The organism is Pseudoflavitalea rhizosphaerae (genome assembly GCF_003991355.1).
Lineage (GTDB): Bacteria > Bacteroidota > Bacteroidia > Chitinophagales > Chitinophagaceae > Pseudobacter > Pseudobacter rhizosphaerae.
On sequence record NZ_RCSU01000009.1, the window covers coordinates 293,950 to 312,750 of the forward strand.

Sequence of the window (18,801 nt, forward strand, 5' to 3'; positions counted from 1 at the left end):
CATTTTTTTACCGGACCAGTATCCAGATCAGGAAAGCATATCCCCCATACTGTTTACCCAGGAAACCCCGGATGGATTTGATGGCAAGGCCCATATGCTCCCTTACGGTATTATATGAAATGCCCAGTTCGCCTGCTATCTCTTGCAGGGAAGCTCCCTGCATCCTGCTCATCCGGTATACCTGTTGTTGCCTGGGGGGCAGGCCGGAAACGGCTTCTTCGATCTTTTCCGCCAGCTCTTTCAGATCGAGCTGCCGCGAAGGAAAATGAGATTCCGGTTGTTCATCACCGATAGGCGTATCGCCTGCCAGCATCAGTGGTATCTTTTTCTGTAATGTATTGATAAGGTAGTTCCTGGTTAGCACATGCAGCCAGGCGCCTGTATTCTTTACACCAGCCAGGCTATTCTTCTTTTCCCAGATCCGCAGGAAGATCTCCTGTACTGCGTCCTGGGCTTCGATGGGTGATTTGAGATAACTATAGGCCATAGCGAACACTTTTCCTGCATAATGATCATACAGGGAACGAAATGCGCGTTCATCGCCCAGGGCAATGCGGCTCAGCCAGGTCTGGTCAGGTGTTTCGCCCATGAGAACGGCGAAAATAGAGAATTTACACGCAACTACTTTCACAAAAAAGCCCGCATCGATCGATGCGGGCCATAGCAATTTTTGATGAGATCAACTTATTGAGCTGTCCAGGTATTGTTCTTGATATTCACATCAGGAATGGTTTTATCGGGATCCACTACAACAGACACCACTTTGTCGGTGCTTGCATAGTTGAATTTCCAGACGGCGCCATGCTGCCATACTTCAACAGGCAGTGTAACGCGTCCTGTTTTTCCATTTGCTTCTTTGATCTCGATGGTAACAGGCATCGGCAGTTTTTCCAGTGTTGCAATGGTGATGGAACTTCCTTTGGAAGGATCGTTCTGAATAGCGGCAACATCTGTTACAGCCAGATCGATCTTCCATTTGTTCATGAACCATCCGCGCCAGAACCATTCCAGGTTTTCACCGGCAGCGTTCTCGATGCAGTGGAAGAAATCCCAGGGAGTTGGATGTTTGAAAGCCCACTGATGAACATAGTAACGGAAAGCGGAATCGAATCTTTCTTTTCCGAGAATGTTTTCGCGCAGCAGTTTCAGACCGAAGCCGGGCTTGTAATAAGCCACAGTTCCGAGATTGTATTGTTGTGTAACGTCAGGAACGGTGAGGATAGCTTCAGCCCTGTCGCCAAAGAAAGAGCCGGCAGCCATTTCAGGATTGATGGCGCGGTTGCCATGATATTCCCCATTGTTGAAATCAGCATCGGCGAGGCCATTGATGAAAGTGTTGAAACCTTCGTCCATCCAGGGGAAGCGGCGTTCGTCGCTACCCACGATCATGGGGAACCAGTTATGACCAAATTCGTGATTGGTAACGCCCCAGAGACCGTTGCGTGTTGCGCGTGAAGAGCAGAACACGATGCCGGGATATTCCATTCCACCAACGATACCTGCCACATTCACCGCCATGGGATAAGTGTAGGGATAAAGATATTTGGAATAGAATTCGATACATCCCTTCACATATTCGGTAGAGCGGCCCCAGGCATTGTTGCCATCGCTTTCAACAGGATACACACTCATGGCAAGGGATTTCTTTCCATCGGGCAGGTTGATCTTCGCAGCATCCCAGATGAATGCTTTGGAGGCAGCCCAGGCTACGTCGCGCGTATTGGTACATTTGAATTTCCAGGTGAGCGGTTTGCCGGTAGCGGATTTGGCAGCGCCTGCTTCCGCAGCAGTTCGCAGCATTACAGTTTTATCGCTGTTGGAAGCTGCGTTCCAGCGCTTCTGTTGTTCTGCAGTGAGCACTTCTTTGGGATTAAGCAGTTCTCCTGAACCTACCACCACATGACCTGCAGGCGCAGTGATGCTGTAAGTTACGTCTCCGTATTCCAGGTAGAACTCACCCTGGCCCAGGTAAGGGAGTGTGTTCCATCCATTCACATTATCGTATACACATAAACGTGGGAACCATTGTGCTATCTCATAGACCCATCCATTTTTAGTTTCAAGTCTTCCCATACGGTCTGTACCATATTCAGGAACAGGAAAAGCATAATGGATCCTGAATTGTACAGCGCCGCCTTTTGCTTTCAGTTCTTTGGGCAGCCTGATCTGCATCCTGGTGTCGGTTACAGTGTAGGAAGCAGGAGTTTCTTTACCATCCTGGATCAGGGTTACGGATGCGATATTGTAACCGCCATCGAAGGCCTTGCGATTAGCCCAGCGTCCTCCTGTAGTGGCTGTAGCTGCAACACCGCGGGACTCCTGGCTGTAAATATTCTGATCGAGTTGCAGCCACACGAAGCTGAGGTTCTGCGGGCTGTTATTCGTGTAGGTGATCACCACATTGCCGGAAACGCCATGCGCCTGATCATTCAGCGTAGCTTCGATCTTGTAATCAGCCCTGTTCTGCCAGTAACGGGGTCCGGGGGTACCATCGGCCGCACGCACTTCATCACCAAAGGACGGATAGAACAAAGGTGCAAAGGTTTCGTGCTGATCATAGACCGAGTTTGTTTGTGCAACAGCGCCCAGGCTGATGGCCGACAGGCAGGCTCCTGCAAATAATCTGGTCACTAAATTCATAACTCCTTGATTTTATTGGATAGAAAAGGTTTAAAGATAATGGAATTCATCAACTCAATATTACCACCGGTCAAATAGATCGCAACGTGCCGCGGACGTTCGCCTCCCGGCAAAAACCGCGTCGCCGGAGGCGACAGAATTAGAAGTCACTCGCCGGAGTCGAGCGACTGGGCACTGCGTAATAAAATTTAGCAAGGAATTTGTATGGCAAATGAAAAGGTCACTTATGAGACGCTATGCATTCGTATTAATAATGATCTCTTTCACACTCCCTGTTACAGCATTCGCACAATTAAAATCCTCTAAAGTCAGTTGTCCTGCTTTTGAAGTGGATATACTCAATGGCCGTGTAAACGGATTGAAACCAGACCGCACCACCAATGAAATCACGGGAAAATTTCCATGCTATACCAGTAAAGCTGAAGAGAATTCAAGTTCGAAATGCGGAGGAATGATCGTGTACAAAGACAAAGACCTTACATTTTTCACCGGAAGGAATTACGTGGAGATCGGCCCTGCCTTCAAAGGCAAGATGAGTATTAAAATGCTGGGCACAAAAAGAGGCAGCCTGAATAAAATGCTGGGTACCCCAAAGATCAAAGATTCTACATGGGATGCATACCAGACTGGTTACGGCTGCCTCGTGCTGTATTATGGAGCGGACAATAAGGTAAAGAAGATACAATTCAGCACTTACAGCACTGATGCCATTCAACTATGCGACTGATCTTATTATTCCCCTTTTGCTAATATCCTGACGGAACGTCTGTAAATCCATCATTGCAAGGTAAAGCGGGTTGAATGTCTCCTGCTGCGGCTTCATTTCGCTCTACCCGCAAAAAACCGCAAAAACAAACAAATTCTTTGCGTTTTTATGCAGGATTTCAAATATTTTCTCCAAATTTACTCCGTGAAAGTGCATGTTTTTATTTCCGTACCCTATATTAACTTATCTCTTCCCGTTTCGCATTTTCATTTACCTGACCTTATGGGAACTGAGTACTATTCTTTAACAACATTAATTTAAAGCTGCTTTATGGACAATCTAACGATGCAGGCAGGAATCAGGTGGAAAAGAATTCCTTTCTTGCTTTGCCTGATCTTTGCAGGTTACTTTGCAAGCGCACAGGTGACAATCAGCGGTAAAGTGACCGATGCAAAAAAAGAAGCTGTGCCTGGTATTTCAATTCAAGTGAAGAATACCACTTACGGCACTTCCTCTGACGCAAATGGCGTTTACACCTTGCAGGCGAATCTGAAGCCTGGTTCTTACACGGTGGAATTTTCCGGAATTGGTTTCAAGGCTATTACAAAAACATTACAAGTGGGATCCGAAAGCAGGTATACGCTTGATGCGGAACTCGCTCCGGATGCCATGGGTATGGACGAGGTGATTGTAACCGGCACCAGCGCCGGCACCACCCGTAAACAATTAGGCAACTATATCAGCACCGTGAAAGCAGAGGACCTCAACAAAGGCGCAACCGGTAACGTGCTGGCGGCATTGCAGGGAAAAACTGCAGGTGCGCAGATCAGTCAGAACTCCGGTGATCCGGCTGGCGGTATTTCGGTTAGGCTTAGGGGTATTAGTTCAATCAGTTCCGGATCTGAACCACTATACATAGTTGATGGTATTATCGTTAACAATGCAACTACAAGAGTAACCAACACATCCTCCAACTATGATGGCGGTAATTTTGTAGGCACCATCGGACAAAACCGCATGGTAGACATCAACCCAGCCGATATTGAAAGGGTGGAAGTGCTGAACGGCGCCGCTGCCGCAGCAATCTACGGTTCACGCGCCAATGCTGGTGTTGTGCAGATCTTTACCAAACGCGGTAAAACTGGTGCTCCCCAGGTTAGCTTCTCTTCGAACGTCATGATGAACCAGCTTCGGAATAAACTGGATGTAAACCAAAGCCCTACTAAATTCGGCCCGATCGATATCACCCAGGATGTACTCATTCCCTCACTAACGAATGTTACACCAGTTACACGTTACGATTATCAGGATTATATCTTCCGTACTGGTATCGGAACAGACAATAATGTTTCTGTAAGTGGCGGTACTGACAAAACCAAATACTTCTTCTCTGGTTCCTATTTTTATAATCAGGGTATTATCAAGAATACGGATTTCCAGCGCTTCAGTTTTAGAAGCAATATCGACCAAACATTGAACAAGTGGTTGAGCGTAAATCTTGGTCTGAATTATGTCAACAGTAAGGCAAATGAAAAACCGGATGGAAACTCTTTCTTCTCTCCCATCAACTCCATAACAATCATTGGCAACATGCATGACCTCTGGACAAGAGATGCCAATAAAAATTTACAGGCAGTGGGCGAGCGCGGCCGTGTGAACCCGGTATCTGTAATTGAAGACTTCAAGCAACAACAGAATGTAAGCAGGGTATTATCGAATGTTACTTTAAAAGCAAAACCTTTTAAGAACTTCACCATTGATTATACGATGGGTATCGACAACTATACTCAAAATGGAACAACCTTCATTCCCCCTTATACTTACAATGTTAACACTGCATTTTGGGGTGGAGGGCCATCGCTCAATGACTCATTGAATGGTTATGCCAGCGCAGCAAGCAATACTTTTTTCCAGATCAACCACGAGATCAACGCCACTTATACAACCAATATCAATGATGATATCGGATCTACCACGCAATTGGGCTACTCACAACAATATGAGAAGAACACATTTGTATTGGCGCAGGGAAGAGGGCTTTCGCCTCTGGTACAAACCGTAAGCGGTGCCAGCACACTTCTGCCGGCAGGAGACGAAAGAAGTGAATTATCTATTTCGGGCGCCTATCTCCAACAGAACTTCCGATACCGCAATCACTTATTCATAACTGGTGCTGCAAGACTCGATGGTTCTTCTGTGTTTGGTGTAGATGAGCGCAATCAATTATACCTGAAAGCAAGCGGCAGCTATGTGATGTCCAGTACGGATTATTGGAGCAATTTAGGAGTCTCAAAGTGGTGGGACCTCTTGAAATTCCGTGTAGCGTACGGACAGTCCGGAAACCTCACAGGGATAGGAGCTTACCAACGTTTGAATTTTTACTCCAGCAACGCTTTCCTGGGAAAAACTTCTCTAACCAGTTCTTCAGAAATTGCCAATGTTAACGTAAAGCCCGAACGTCAGAATGAATTGGAAATAGGTGCAGACATGGGTTTCCTCAATAACAGGCTAGGTCTTCAGTTCAACTGGTATAATAAAAAAGTAAACGATCTTTTGATCAGCAGGTTCATTGCACCAACAACAGGCTTCTCAAGGCTGCTGGATAATATTGGCTTCCTCGAAAACAGGGGGATCGAAGTAGTTTTGACCGGTGCTCCGATCAGGAAGAAAGATTTCGACTGGAATGTTACCGCTATCTTCAACAGGAACAGGAATGAAGTGAAAAACATCGGCGGTGGACTGATCCTCCTTTCCACCAATTCAGGTACGCCGGTTGCCATCATCGAAGGTTTACCTGTGGGCGTGTTCTATGGTAGTTTCTTTGCGAGGGATGACAACGGAAATCCCATCACCAACAGGGACGGCATACTTCAAATCGAAAAAGGGACTCAGAACAGCACATTGTCTTATACTCCCGGACGCAATGCAGATGGACTGCCAACAGGCCCCACTACTCTCAGAAAAGTGATCGGCAACCCAAATCCTGATTGGACTGGTAGCTTAGTGAACGAAATCAGTTTCAAGAAACTTGCACTACGCGTTCAGGTGGATGCAGTTCAGGGAGTGGATGTCTGGAATGCTGACTGGAGAACGCGCCAGGGTGTAGGAAGCGGACTGGTGGCTCAGGATGAGCAAATGGGCAAGCTCCCAAGAGGTTATGTAAGTGGTGCCTACGCAGTAGAAGAATGGAGAGTTGACGACGGCTCTTTCGTTAAACTCCGTGAAGTATCGCTCAGCTACAGGTTTGGCCAAATGAAAATGTTCAAAGACCTCACCGTTAGCCTGAGTGGCAGAAACCTGATCTCATGGGACAACTACAAAGGTTACGACCCCGAAGTGAATGCCGCAGGTCAAAGCACTATATTGAGAGGTATTGACTTTGGTGCTGTACCAATCCCCAGAACTTTCAGTTTTGGCATTCAGGCAAAATTCTAAGTTTTAAAAAAAGTTAATTATGCAAAAGGTCAACGTTAAATATATCATACTACACCTGCTTCTGCTCAGTGCAGTATTCACAGGTTGTTCAAAGGACTACTCAAATCCCAATGCTGCCCTTGCTAACGATGTATTTGAATCGGATCGTGCAGCCACCGCGGCGGCTGTGGGCATTCAGCGTCAATACTCCACATCTGCTGCAGGGTCATTGTATGCAATTATCAATGCAAATGGGTTTGTTTCCAAAGAATTCGACCTCAGAAATGCAGGCAATATAGGAGAGTTGCAGCTTTTCACTGGCGGGAGTGCCGTAGATGCTACCAATAATGTTATCACTAATATCTGGACAAATAGCGCCAAAGTTATTTTCGAAGCTGATAACGTTCTCAACTATGCGAAAGAAATGGGAGATAAGTCTTATTCAGCAGGATTGATTTCCTATGCTTCAATTTTCAAAGCACTGGCTCTTGGAAATCTCGGCATGTTCTGGGAGCAAGTCCCTGACACGGTAGGAGTTCAGAATGCCAACTTTATTTCAAGAATTGATGGATTCAAAAAAGCGATCGCAATTCTTGATGAAGGGATCGCAGCATACAACGCTACTCCACTTAATAGCACTATTAAATCCAGACTTCCGGGAGATGTAGATCTCATCAATACAATGTATGCGCTTAAAGCAAGATTTGCACTGTATTCCGGTGACTACGCCACTGCACTTGCTGCTGCAGACCAGGTGGATCTGACAAAGAAATCTGTGTTTTCTTATAATTCTCTTGCTTTCAATCCAGTGTTTGAATCAGCAACTTCTACCAACAATGTTTTCCAGCCAGTTGATTCCACGCTGGGGCTGCCACCGGCAATTGCTCCTGATGAAGACGATCAACGTATTCCTTTTCATACGAGAGTAGCCACTAACCCCAAATGGAGGATAGGCGGATTCTTTATCAACTCTACGTCCTCTGTACCTATTTATACACCAGGTGAAGTGATGCTGATCAAAGCTGAGGCATATACCAGACAAGCCACTCCTGACCTTGGTAAGGCTGTTGCAGAACTGAACAAAGTATTGACAAAAACAGCAGCTACCGATCCTTTTGGCGTTGGCGCCGATTTGCCAGCTATAGTTGGAACACCAGACAAAACCACATTGCTGAGAGAGATCTATCGCAACCGTAGTATCGAGCTATTTATGTCAGGATTAAAACTGGAAGACATGCGTCGTTTCTCGGGTGATCTTCCCCCGAGTCTTACTGACCGCAAACGAAACTATTTCCCTTTTCCATTCCGGGAGAGAGACAATAATACAAACACACCTGCAGATCCGGCAGGATAACATATTCATCATGCAAAGGCGCAAACGATCTGTTTGTTAGGTTTTGGTTTTGGTTGTTTTGCGCCTTTGCATGAAACTTTCGCTCTAAATTTTCGACAATAACCATTAAACAACCTTCAATTATTTCAAATCCCGTTTACCCATGTCAGAATTTTTGAAAGTCACAGAGTCAAGCAGCAAGTATCATCACCTGGAGGAAATGTCTATCAATGAAATTCTGGGACATATTAACGATGAGGATAAAACAGTACCTGCAGCAGTTGAAAAATCGATCCCCCAGATCAGAAAACTGGTTGAAGCGATCGCTGACAAAATGCTGGCAGGTGGAAGATTGTTCTATATCGGTGCAGGCACCAGTGGCCGTTTGGGTGTTGTTGATGCCAGTGAATGCCCACCCTCCTTCGGCGTTCCTCAAGGTCTGGTAGTAGGCATCATTGCCGGTGGCGCTCCCGCCATTCTCCAGGCTGTTGAAAATGCGGAGGACAGTAAAACGCAGGGCTGGATCGATCTCCAGGCGCATAACGTGAACGGGAACGATGTAGTGGTTGGTATTGCAGCCAGCGGCACCACCCCCTATGTGATCGAGGCGCTGAAGATTTGCCGCGAACATGGGATCATCACTGGTTCCATCACCAACAACCCGGGATCCCCACTCAGCCTGGTAGCCGATTTTCCGGTTGAATGCGAAGTAGGACCCGAGTTCGTTACCGGCAGCACACGCATGAAAAGCGGTACTTCCCAGAAACTCATCCTCAATATGATCTCCACCACGGTGATGATCCAGCTCGGACGCGTGGAAGATAATAAAATGGTGAACATGCAACTGACCAACGAAAAACTCGTTGACAGGGGAACGAAAATGATCATGGATAAATTGAAGTGGAGCGATTACGAAAAAGCAAAAGCATTGCTGCTGAAAAACGGCAGCGTCAAACGGGCCATCGATAATGCATGAGAAACGAAAAGGGGCGAAAGCCCCTTTTTTAATGCCGGTAAAAGCTCAGAGACGGAATGCACTTAACCTAACCCTGTAAGAAATCTGCAATGAATTCACCCTAACTTTATGACAGAATTGAGCAATATTTACCCTAACTTTATGTAATGTTTCCAAGGTTGATATATACAGAATTATTGAAGTGGAAAGAAAAAAAAGCTCGTAACCACTGATAATCAGAGGTGCACGACAGGTTGGAAAAACCACTATTGTAAGGAAATTTGCCTCTGAATATGATCACTTCATATATCTGAATCTCGAAATCCCACAACACAGGAAACCTTTTGAATCATTTGACAATTTTCCCACACTCCTGGAATCCATTTTTTTTCTGCAGAATAAGTCACTAACGCAAAAAGGAAAAACATTACTATTTATTGACGAGATCCAGGAATCACCAGATGCGCTCAAACTTCTCAGATACTTTTATGAAGAAGAACCTTCGATTGCTGTGGTTGCAGCAGGATCAATGCTTGAAACCATTTTCAATCCGGAGATCAGCTTCCCGGTTGGCAGGGTTGAGTACCTTATTATACATCCAGTTTCCTTTCCTGAATTCCTGGAAGCGCTTGGAGAAAGCCAGGCACTGAAACAACTAACAAAAATCCCATTTCCGGATTTTGCTTTTGATAAACTTTTGCAATTGTTCCGAACCTATTGCATAACCGGTGGAATGCCGGAAATCGTACAGCAATACGTTTTGGAAAGAGATCTATTTTCGCTTAATACAATTTTCGATTCTTTGATCATTTCATACCTGGATGATGTTGAAAAATATGCAGGTAACACTAACCAGATCAATTTCATCCATCATGCTATCAGGGCAAGTTTCATAGAAGCTGGGAAAAGAATCAAATTTCAGGGATTCGGTAACTCAGGTTATGGTTCCAGGGAAATGGGAGAAGCTTTGCGCACGCTGGAGAAAACACTCATCCTGCATTTGGTATATCCGCAAACCGGCACGGTATTGCCATTAACTCCCGATAAAAGAAAATCTCCAAGATTACAGGTGCTGGACACCGGTATGCTTAATTATTTTGCCGGTATACAAAGAGACATCATCGGAACGGAAGACCTCAGCTCCGTATATCATGGTACAATGATCGAACATATGGTTGGGCAGGAATTGCTGGCCAGCCAATACAGCGCACTGCATGGATTGATTTTTTGGGTAAGAGAAAAAAAGACGTCATCCGCAGAAGTTGATTTCTTACAAATACACGATTCAAAACTGATACCTGTTGAAGTAAAATCAGGTGCCGAAGGAAAACTTAAATCACTTCACCTCTTCATGGATAACGCTCCACATAACATGGCTGTGAGATTCTTTGGAAATACAGTGAGCATCTCACAACCAGTTACTCCAGCTGGAAAAGAATATTTCCTGTTGAACCTCCCCTATTTTCTGGCTTCTCAACTCAAAAGGTATCTTTCCTGGTTTGAAGCAGTGATCACAAGCGGTGATTTTCGAAAATACCAATAAGAAAGCCGCTCTCAGAGAAAGCGGCTTTTCACTATAAAAGATTTCCAATTACTTATTCACCAGCTTCATCGCTCCTTCACTGTACCTCGCGCCGGTATCCGGGAATTCCTTCACCAGTGCATCTATCTTTTCCAGGTCTTCCTTATTCAGTTCCACATCCACTGCCCCTGCATTTTCCAGCAGGTATTTCCTTTGCTTGGTGCCTGGGATCGGAATGATATCATCACCCTGAGCCAATACCCATGCCAGTGATAACTGTGCCGGTGTGATATTCCTGGCAGCCGCCAGCGCAGCAAATTTCTCCACCAGCTTGTTGTTGTTCTCTGCATACTGATCACCGAACCTCGGCAAGGTCTTACGGAAATCATCTGCGCCTAACTGTGATGCCGGTGGCAATGTGGCTGTTACCAGTCCACGCGCCAGCGGGCTGTAGGGAACGAACGTAATACCCAGCTCACGCACGGTTTTCAATACATCATTCTGCTCCACATCACGGGTGAGAATGCTGTATTCGCTTTGCAGCGCTGAGATCGGATGAACGGCATGCGCCTTTCGGATGGAAGCGGGAGATGCTTCAGACAGTCCCAGGTATTTCACTTTTCCTTCTTTCACCAACTGCGCCATCGCTCCAACCATTTCTTCCACAGGAACATTCACATCAATACGGTGCGCATAGTACAGATCTATCACTTCAATCTTCAATCTTTTCAAACTCGCTTCCACAGCAGATCTCATATGCGATACCGAACCATCGAAATAAGTACTCTTGTTATCCTCTTTCAACCTGAATCCGAATTTGGTGGCGATGAAGATCTTATCCCTGTTCGGGACCAAAACTTTTGAGATCAGTTCTTCATTATGGCCTGCGCCATATATGTCAGCAGTATCCCAGAAATTGATGCCAATCTCCAAAGCTTTTTCCAGAGTGAGGATACTTTCATCATCATTACGAGGCCCGTATGCCATGCTCATGCCCATACATCCAAGGCCGATGGCAGACAACTGCTCGCCTGTTTTTCCCAATGCACGATACTTCATAAAATTGTTTTTGTTGTTACTGAATACAAACCTTACCGAGCCGTCTTTGTATTTTTAACATCAGAACCATTGCGGACTTCTTCACTGCCTGTTTTTACCAGTTGATCGCCGGGTTGGAGTGAACCGAAGATTTCCACTTTTCCATCGGCTTCTCTACCTTTTTGTACATCTACCCAAACGGCTTTTCCATTTTCGATACGGATCACGAATACGCGTTCAGGGGAATTGACCACGGCAGATTTGGGGACAATAAAGGTACTATCCTTTCCTGGAAAAGGGATTTTCACTTCCGCGATCATGCCTGGCAATAATTTCAGGTCGTTATTGAACACATCCATTTCCACGCGTTCCGCACGGAGCCTGTCGTCCAGCGCACCGGCCTGCCTTTTGATGCTTGCCGTGAAGATCCTGCCGGGCAATGCTTTCACCTGGAATTTCACATCATGTTGCTTCTGGATGAAACTGGTATAGGCTTCCGGAATGGCCACTGCCAAACGCAGGTGTTTTTGTTCCTGCAAAGTGAACAAGGGCAATACTGTTTTCCCGTTTGGTCCAACATAAGCGCCGGTATTCACATTACGCGCGCTCACTACGCCTGCGAAAGGCGCCCGGATCTCCAGGTAATCGCGGATCACGGTCACTTCCCTGTACGCTGCTTTGGCAGCTTCCAGTTGTGCGAGATCTGCATCGCGTTTGGCTTCGGCCTGCTCCAGGTCATTTGGTGAAATTGTGCCGGGTGTTTTGCTGGTTTCATAAAGACGCTTGTACAAAGCATTGCTGGCGGTGTACAATGCCTCCTGGCTTTTCAACCTGCTGGCTGCAGCAGCCAGTCGTGAATTCAGTTCCGGCGCATCGAGCGATGCCAGTAATTGTCCCTGCTTCACTGTTGTACCGATATCGGCATAGATCTTTCTTACATAGCTGTTCTCCTTCGCATACAGATCTGCCTGCTGAAAAGCAGTGAGCTCTCCGGGGAGTTGAAGCGAAGTAGATAATTGTCCGCGTTCCAGTGCAAATACTTCAGTAGCAGGCGTGGCTGCAATGGCAGCAGCGGCGGGCTTTTCAGCCGTATTACCTTCCGATGAATTGCAACTGCTGATAGCGATGGACCCCAGCAGCAATGAGCCTGCAATGAACAAATGGTTATGGTTGATTGCTTTCATACAAAGACGATATAAAATGTTTACTTTCTTTATCAGTTGGGTCTAGAGATACAGATGTTGTGGTGGTCTTCTTCATCATCCAGGCGAATACCAGTGGCAGCATCACCAGCGCTGCAACAGTGGAAGCGATCAGCCCGCCGATCACGGCCCTGGCTAAGGGCGCTGTCTGTTCTGCGCCTTCACCCCAGCCGGTGGCCATGGGGATCATGCCGGCCACCATTGCTACAGAGGTCATGAGGATAGGACGAAGACGAAGCGCCGCTGCTTCCCTGGCTGCTCCCAGCGCATCGCCACTATGCCTGCGCAGGTGTTCGGCATTGGTGATCAGCAATACGGCATTGGCGATACTCACGCCTACGGACATGATAATGCCCATATAACTCTGAAGGTTAAGCGTAGATCCTGTCAGCAGCAACATACCAAGAGCGCCTAACAATACAGCCGGAACAGTAGATAACACCACCAGCGATACTTTGAAGCTCTGGTAATTGGCGGCAAGCATCAGGAAGATCACGATGATAGCTACCAATAATCCTGACTCCAGGTTGTCCAGCGTTTCAGTCAGTACGGTGCTCAATCCGATCGGCTCTACAGTGAGGCCACGGGGTAACTCCCCCAGCGAAGCCAATGCCGCTTTCACATCGCCAGTGGCAGTGCCGAGGTCTTTCCCGTTGATATTGGCAGTAACGGAAATGATGGGCATGGCGCCAAGGTTATCAGCTTCACCGTAAGTTGTATCGGGCTCTATCGTAGCCACATCGCTCAAAATAGGACGGGGCATATTTCTCAGAACAGGTATCTCACCGATGCTGTTCAACCCGGTCATTTTATTCTCCGGAACCTGCACCTGAACAGCATAGCTCAGTCCGCTGCGTTCATCCAGCCAAACATTCTTGTCGGTATACCGGCTGGAAGAAGTGCTGGTGGTAAGCGACCTGCTCACATCATTCACATCCACGCCCAGCTGCGCAGCACGTACCCTGTCTATATTCACTTTCAGCGCCGGATACTTGATACTCTGCGCCAGCTGTACATCACGCAGGTAAGGAATCGCTTTCAGTTTTTCGATCACTTTTTCCGCGTAAGCTTCGTTCACTTTTTTATTTCTTCCGGACAATCGTACTTCGATCGGCGTGGGCGATCCCTGGCTCAGGATCTTGTCTGTAAGTTCGATCGGCTCAAAGGACATGCGCAGGTCCGGTATCTCTTCTCTGATCTTTGCACGCATCTTTTCCTTGAGCTGGTCCATGTTCGTGTGATACGCTTCTTTCAGACTCACCTGCAACACTGCTTCATGCGGACCACTCATGAAGAGGTAAATTGGACTGATCGAAAACTGGCCGGGGTGCTGGCCGATATACGCCGATGTAATTCCGATATTTTCCTTGCCTACCAAATCCTCCACGATCTTCGTTACCCGGATCATCTTGTCTTCCGTTCTTTCGATCCTCGTTCCATCCGGGGCTCTCAGCCTTACCTGGAATTGATTTCCATTCACTTTCGGTAATACATCCCTTCCGATACCGTTCAACATCAGCCAGGCGCCCCCCAGCACCAGCACTACATACAGGGCCACCACAGGTTTTCTCACAGGTAATAACCTTTCCAGGAATCGCAGGAACCGGGCCCGGAATCTTTCAAATCCACTCACCTTACCATCGCGGTTGCTGTCTTCCCTTTCTACCAACACTTTTTTCTGGTCCCATGTGTCGGCTTCAGATGAAGGTGCCAACTCCGTTGCTGCGAATGTTGCTTCATCTTCTGTCTGTCCATTTTTCTTCTTTTTATTTTTATGCCCTTTCATCAGCCAGTTGGCCATTACAGGTACGAATGTCTGACTGAGGATATAACTGGTGATCATGGAGAAGCCGATGGCCAGCGAGAGCGGCAGGAACAATGATCCCGGAATCCCTTCCATACTCAGTGCCGGCGCAAACACGGCCAGGATACAGAGCAGGATCAGGAGTTTCGGGAATGCGATCTCCTTACAGGCATCCCAGATGGCCAGCGCTTTCGGCTTGCCCATATCCAGGTGCTGGTGAATATTTTCTATCGTCACCGTACTCTCATCCACCAGGATACCGATGGCCAGCGAGAGACCGCTCAGCGTCATGATATTGATGGTTTGCCCGAACAGCTGCAAAAACATTACTCCTGCAATAATGGACGTTGGAATGGTAAGTATAACGATGAGGGCTCCACGCGTATCGCCCAGGAACAGCAGCACCATCAGTCCGGTGAGTATGGCGCCGATGATGCCTTCATGGATCAAACTTTTCACGGCATTGATCACATAAACACTCTGATCGAATTCATAAGTGAGTTGCACGTCCTCCGGCAACTGCGCCTGGAACCTGGGCAGTGCCGCTTTCAGTTTCTGCACCACTTCCCAGGTGCTGGCATCGGCGGATTTACCTACGTTGAGATACACAGATCTTTTGCCATTCACCATTGCATAACCAACCGTTACGTCTGCGCCATCTTCCACCGTTGCCACATCCCGCAGGTACAGGTTATGGGCGCCGCCCTTGAAGAGAGGGATATTCCCGAAGTCTTTTACATCTTTGATAGTGGTATTGCTAGGCGTTAAATAATTGTAATCGCCGATCCTCACGTTGCCTGCCGGCGTACTCTGGTTATTCACACGGATGGCTTCCACCAACTGGTCAGGAGTAAGCTGGTGTGAACGCATCAGTTCCGGATCGGCCTTGATAACGATCGAGCGGATGTTGCCGCCAAAAGGCGGAGAACCCACCAAACCAGGAATGGAAGTGAAGGCCGAACGCACATAAACGTTGGCCATATCCATCAGCTCATTATTGCTTCGCACTTCACTTCTCAATACCAGCTGCCCTACCGGCAGCGTACTGGCATCGAACCGGATGATGAAGGGCGGTTGTGACCCCGGCGGAAAAATAGCCTGGATACGATTGCTGTAAGCACTCAGCTCAGCCGCCGCCTGCGCCATATTGGTGCCGGGATAAAATGAGATCTTCATCAATGTAAGCCCCTGTATATTTTTTGTTTCGATGGATTTCACACCATTCACATACAGGAGAATATTGATGTATTGTTTTCCAAAATACGCTTCCATCTGCGCAGGCGTGAAGCCTCCGTAGGGGTGCGACAAATAGATCACGGGTAGATTCATATTAGGGAAGATGTCTACCTTGATCTTATTCACAGCGCTGATCCCGAAGAACAGTAATCCTGCAACGATCACCAGTACCGAGATTGGTTTTCTTAAACCGCTTCTGATTAAGCCCATAATATTTTTTATTGATCAGCTTGAGAATTAGAATTCATTCATGAACAGGTTCAGGTCGCCGCTGGCGGCTGCCTTCAGCAATAGCGCCTGCCATACATTGCTGTACGCGATATCCCTGTCTGTTTCCGCACGGTTCAACGCATACAATGCCTGCGTTACATCCACCATATTGGTAAGTCCATTCCTGTACAAAACGGATTTCTGCAGGTAGGCATCACCGGCAGCTTTCAGTTGCACAGGCACTTCTTTGTAATTGTCCAGCGAATTGCTGATGCGTGTGGCAGACAATGCCAGCTGCGCTTTCAGTTGCTGATCGGCCAGTTCATATTCACTCTGCAGAGCCTGCGAAATGAATTTCTGGGAGCTAACCTGCTGGTGTATGCGCAATGGTGTGGTCAGGTTCCAGATCATACCCACTCCCAGGAGGTAATTGTACCGGGTAGGCTCCACACCTTTGAAGTAATCCTTCGTATAGGCATCGAGGTTCTGGTCCAGGATGCCATAGTTATTGTGGAATCCGGAACCTCTTCCCTGGAATACGCCAAAGAGAGTGAATGTGGGATAATTGAATTTCTTCAGGTATACCTGTTGCTCATTGCTGAGATCGATGCGTTTGCGGTAGAAATCCAGCAACGGATGCAGTTGCGTGGAAGGCTGATCCTGCAAAGCCCCGGGAATACGGGCAATGAACAGCGTATCCAACTGGAATTCCTGTGCAGGAACGCCCAGGTACCTTGCCAGGATATTGCCCTGTTCCTGTTCATAATCCTTTGCACGGGTGAGCGCCATTCTTGCATTGCTCACCTCTGCATTGGCGAGGGAGGAATCCACTCCGGCGTTCAATCCATTGCGTGCCCTTACCAATACCACTTCGCGGACCTGTAATGCGCGTTCCAGGTTTCGTTGCCAGGAACCTGATAATCGTTGAGCGGCCAGCAGGTTCAGGTAAGCTCCGGCCACACGGATACTGTGCTGGAACTGCTCCTGGTGGAGATCGCTTTGATCGCGGGCCAGTGTGGCTTTTGACAATTCGATCTTTTCCTTCGCTCTTCCGAAACTGAAAAAATCCCAGCTTACATTGGCGAGATACAATGCGCCGAAAGCCGCATGATAGTTCTGCGATGATAATGCTGGTCCGGCAGAAGCAACTGCGCCTCCCCGGTAGCCATACATCGGGCCGGTTTGTCCGTTCACAGTTCCATAATCCTGTTGCCAGCTGAGGTTCAGGTCTGGCAGGTATTCTTTTTTTGATTGTTGCACCGTGGCTCCGGAAGCTTTTGCATATTCTTCCTTCGCCCTGATGGCGCCGTAATTCTTCATGGCTGTCTGCACAGCGTCTTTGAGCGTAAGCGTCTGCGCCATCGTATTACCTGCGCTGAAAAGCAACAGGGCAACTCCGGCCAGGTTCTTCAGGTGTTTAGCTGACATGCATTGAAACAATTGGTTGTGAAGATCTGCAGGCAGCGGCTTGTAAAGTCAGGACAATACAATCCACTGATCCGTCAGGATCGTGTTTTTTGTTTACACATTAAGAATGGATGCAAGATGGCAAGATGCTCTTAACCCGCCTTTCGCTGCAGTTGCGCTGGGTGCCTGCTTCAGAAGGAATCAGGAAACTGCAATAACGGTGTGTGGCGCCGGCGTGTTTTAAAAAGTAAAAGTAAGAAGGATGTGGTTCTGTTTAGTTGAACTTTTCAAACAATAACTTATAAAAATCAAACAAGGGCCTGTTCAGCCCTGAAATTATTGGGACTTGAACCGGTTTGCTTTTTGAAGAAATTAGTAAAATATGCAGGATGTTCATATCCCAGGCTGTAAGCCACTTCGGAAACATTCCATTTGGTATGCATTAACAACGCCTTAGCTTCCTTTGTGATGCGTTCAGCGATATGCTCTGTAGTGGTCTTGCCAGTTACTTCTTTCACTGCGCGGTTGAGGTGATTGGCGTGAATGTTCATATGCTTCGCATAATCACTGGCAGTTTTTAAGCAAAGTACATGGTCTTGTGTATCGATGGGAAATTGTCTTTCCAGCAACTCGATGAACAATGCCGCGATCCGGGTGGCCGCATTCGGATGGGAGTAAGTGATATTTCCCCTTTGCGTTTTCATGGCCTCATGCAAAAGGAGGTTCACATAATTCCTCAGTACATCATATTTATGAACGTATTCAGATTCAATCTCAGCCAGCATCCTGGTGAAGATATCATGATAGAAGGATTTTTGTTTTTCATCCACAAACATCACCGGTTCGCTCCCGATCCTGAACAGTGTAGAGTCCTGCAGGCTTTCAGTTCTTGAAATAAAATCCTGGGTGAACAAAGTGAAGAAACCACATTGCTTTTCGGAAAGCGCTTCCCAGCTGTAAGGAATATTGGGATTGGAAAACAACAGCGCATCTTTATCTATTACTATACTCTTGTCTGCATAATGCAATACACCCTGCCCAATCACCAGCGATATCTTATAATAATCGCGGCGGTTGTAAGGCGTAGCGGCTTTGCAACCAAGATCCTGACGTCGGAATACATTGATCTGTCCCAGGGCATGACGCGGCGGACCGCTACCCCATGCGGCAGGAGTGAAAGTAAGATTGTTGCGTTGGTGGAATTCCTGGATCGATTCGCTTTTGGCCATATTCCAAAATTATGGAATTCAAACAATCGAATTGTTAATATTTGGTTATACAGGGAACAACGGAAAGACCGAGAGCTGGCAGTCGCTCGCCTCCCGGCGAGCAAT

General features: G+C 47.2%; 12 protein-coding genes. 5 read left to right on the plus strand and 7 right to left on the minus strand.

The features are described from left to right. Positions 1-7 precede the first annotated feature (7 nt). Positions 8-667, minus strand: coding sequence for an RNA polymerase sigma factor (locus D9Y29_RS17140; RefSeq protein WP_164735450.1), 660 nt, complete (start codon positions 665-667; stop codon positions 8-10). A gap of 17 nt (positions 668-684) precedes the next feature. Then, entirely contained in the window at positions 685-2,640 is a 1,956-nt protein-coding gene (locus tag D9Y29_RS17145; RefSeq protein ID WP_127130418.1) for a M1 family metallopeptidase, read from the minus strand. A 226-nt stretch (positions 2,641-2,866) separates the two neighbouring features. Here D9Y29_RS17145 and D9Y29_RS17150 point away from each other — a divergent pair, with 226 nt between their 5' ends. From D9Y29_RS17150 to D9Y29_RS17170, 5 genes are all read left to right on the plus strand, one after another. Further along, positions 2,867-3,367, plus strand: coding sequence for a hypothetical protein (locus D9Y29_RS17150; protein ID WP_127130420.1), 501 nt, complete (start codon positions 2,867-2,869; stop codon positions 3,365-3,367). Between the two features lie 309 nt (positions 3,368-3,676). Continuing rightward, complete coding sequence (locus tag D9Y29_RS17155) at positions 3,677-6,781, plus strand: SusC/RagA family TonB-linked outer membrane protein (RefSeq protein WP_206513816.1); 3,105 nt, start codon at positions 3,677-3,679, stop codon at positions 6,779-6,781. A 19-nt stretch (positions 6,782-6,800) separates the two neighbouring features. Then, positions 6,801-8,114, plus strand: coding sequence for a RagB/SusD family nutrient uptake outer membrane protein (locus D9Y29_RS17160; protein WP_127130422.1), 1,314 nt, complete (start codon positions 6,801-6,803; stop codon positions 8,112-8,114). A 142-nt stretch (positions 8,115-8,256) separates the two neighbouring features. Continuing rightward, positions 8,257-9,069 (plus strand): N-acetylmuramic acid 6-phosphate etherase, encoded by an 813-nt coding sequence (gene murQ / locus D9Y29_RS17165; RefSeq protein WP_127130423.1) that lies wholly within the window; start codon positions 8,257-8,259, stop codon positions 9,067-9,069. 214 nt (positions 9,070-9,283) lie between these two features. Beyond that, positions 9,284-10,591: an ATP-binding protein gene (locus D9Y29_RS17170; RefSeq protein ID WP_277601129.1), complete on the plus strand. Its 1,308-nt coding sequence runs from the start codon at positions 9,284-9,286 to the stop codon at positions 10,589-10,591. Between the two features lie 48 nt (positions 10,592-10,639). Here D9Y29_RS17170 and D9Y29_RS17175 read toward each other — a convergent pair whose 3' ends face one another. From D9Y29_RS17175 to D9Y29_RS17195, 5 genes are all read right to left on the minus strand, one after another. Further along, positions 10,640-11,629 (minus strand): aldo/keto reductase, encoded by a 990-nt coding sequence (locus tag D9Y29_RS17175; RefSeq protein WP_127130426.1) that lies wholly within the window; start codon positions 11,627-11,629, stop codon positions 10,640-10,642. 32 nt (positions 11,630-11,661) lie between these two features. After that, positions 11,662-12,792 (minus strand): efflux RND transporter periplasmic adaptor subunit, encoded by a 1,131-nt coding sequence (locus D9Y29_RS17180; RefSeq protein WP_127130428.1) that lies wholly within the window; start codon positions 12,790-12,792, stop codon positions 11,662-11,664. After that, positions 12,773-16,060, minus strand: coding sequence for an efflux RND transporter permease subunit (locus tag D9Y29_RS17185; protein ID WP_127130430.1), 3,288 nt, complete (start codon positions 16,058-16,060; stop codon positions 12,773-12,775). Before D9Y29_RS17185 ends, D9Y29_RS17180 begins: the two co-directional genes overlap by 20 nt. Positions 16,061-16,087: 27 nt before the next feature. After that, complete coding sequence (locus tag D9Y29_RS17190; protein WP_127130432.1) at positions 16,088-17,488, minus strand: TolC family protein; 1,401 nt, start codon at positions 17,486-17,488, stop codon at positions 16,088-16,090. 287 nt (positions 17,489-17,775) lie between these two features. Continuing rightward, on the minus strand, positions 17,776-18,696 hold the full coding sequence (locus tag D9Y29_RS17195) for a helix-turn-helix domain-containing protein (protein WP_127130434.1): 921 nt from the start codon (positions 18,694-18,696) through the stop codon (positions 17,776-17,778). Between the last annotated feature and the right edge of the window lie 105 nt (positions 18,697-18,801).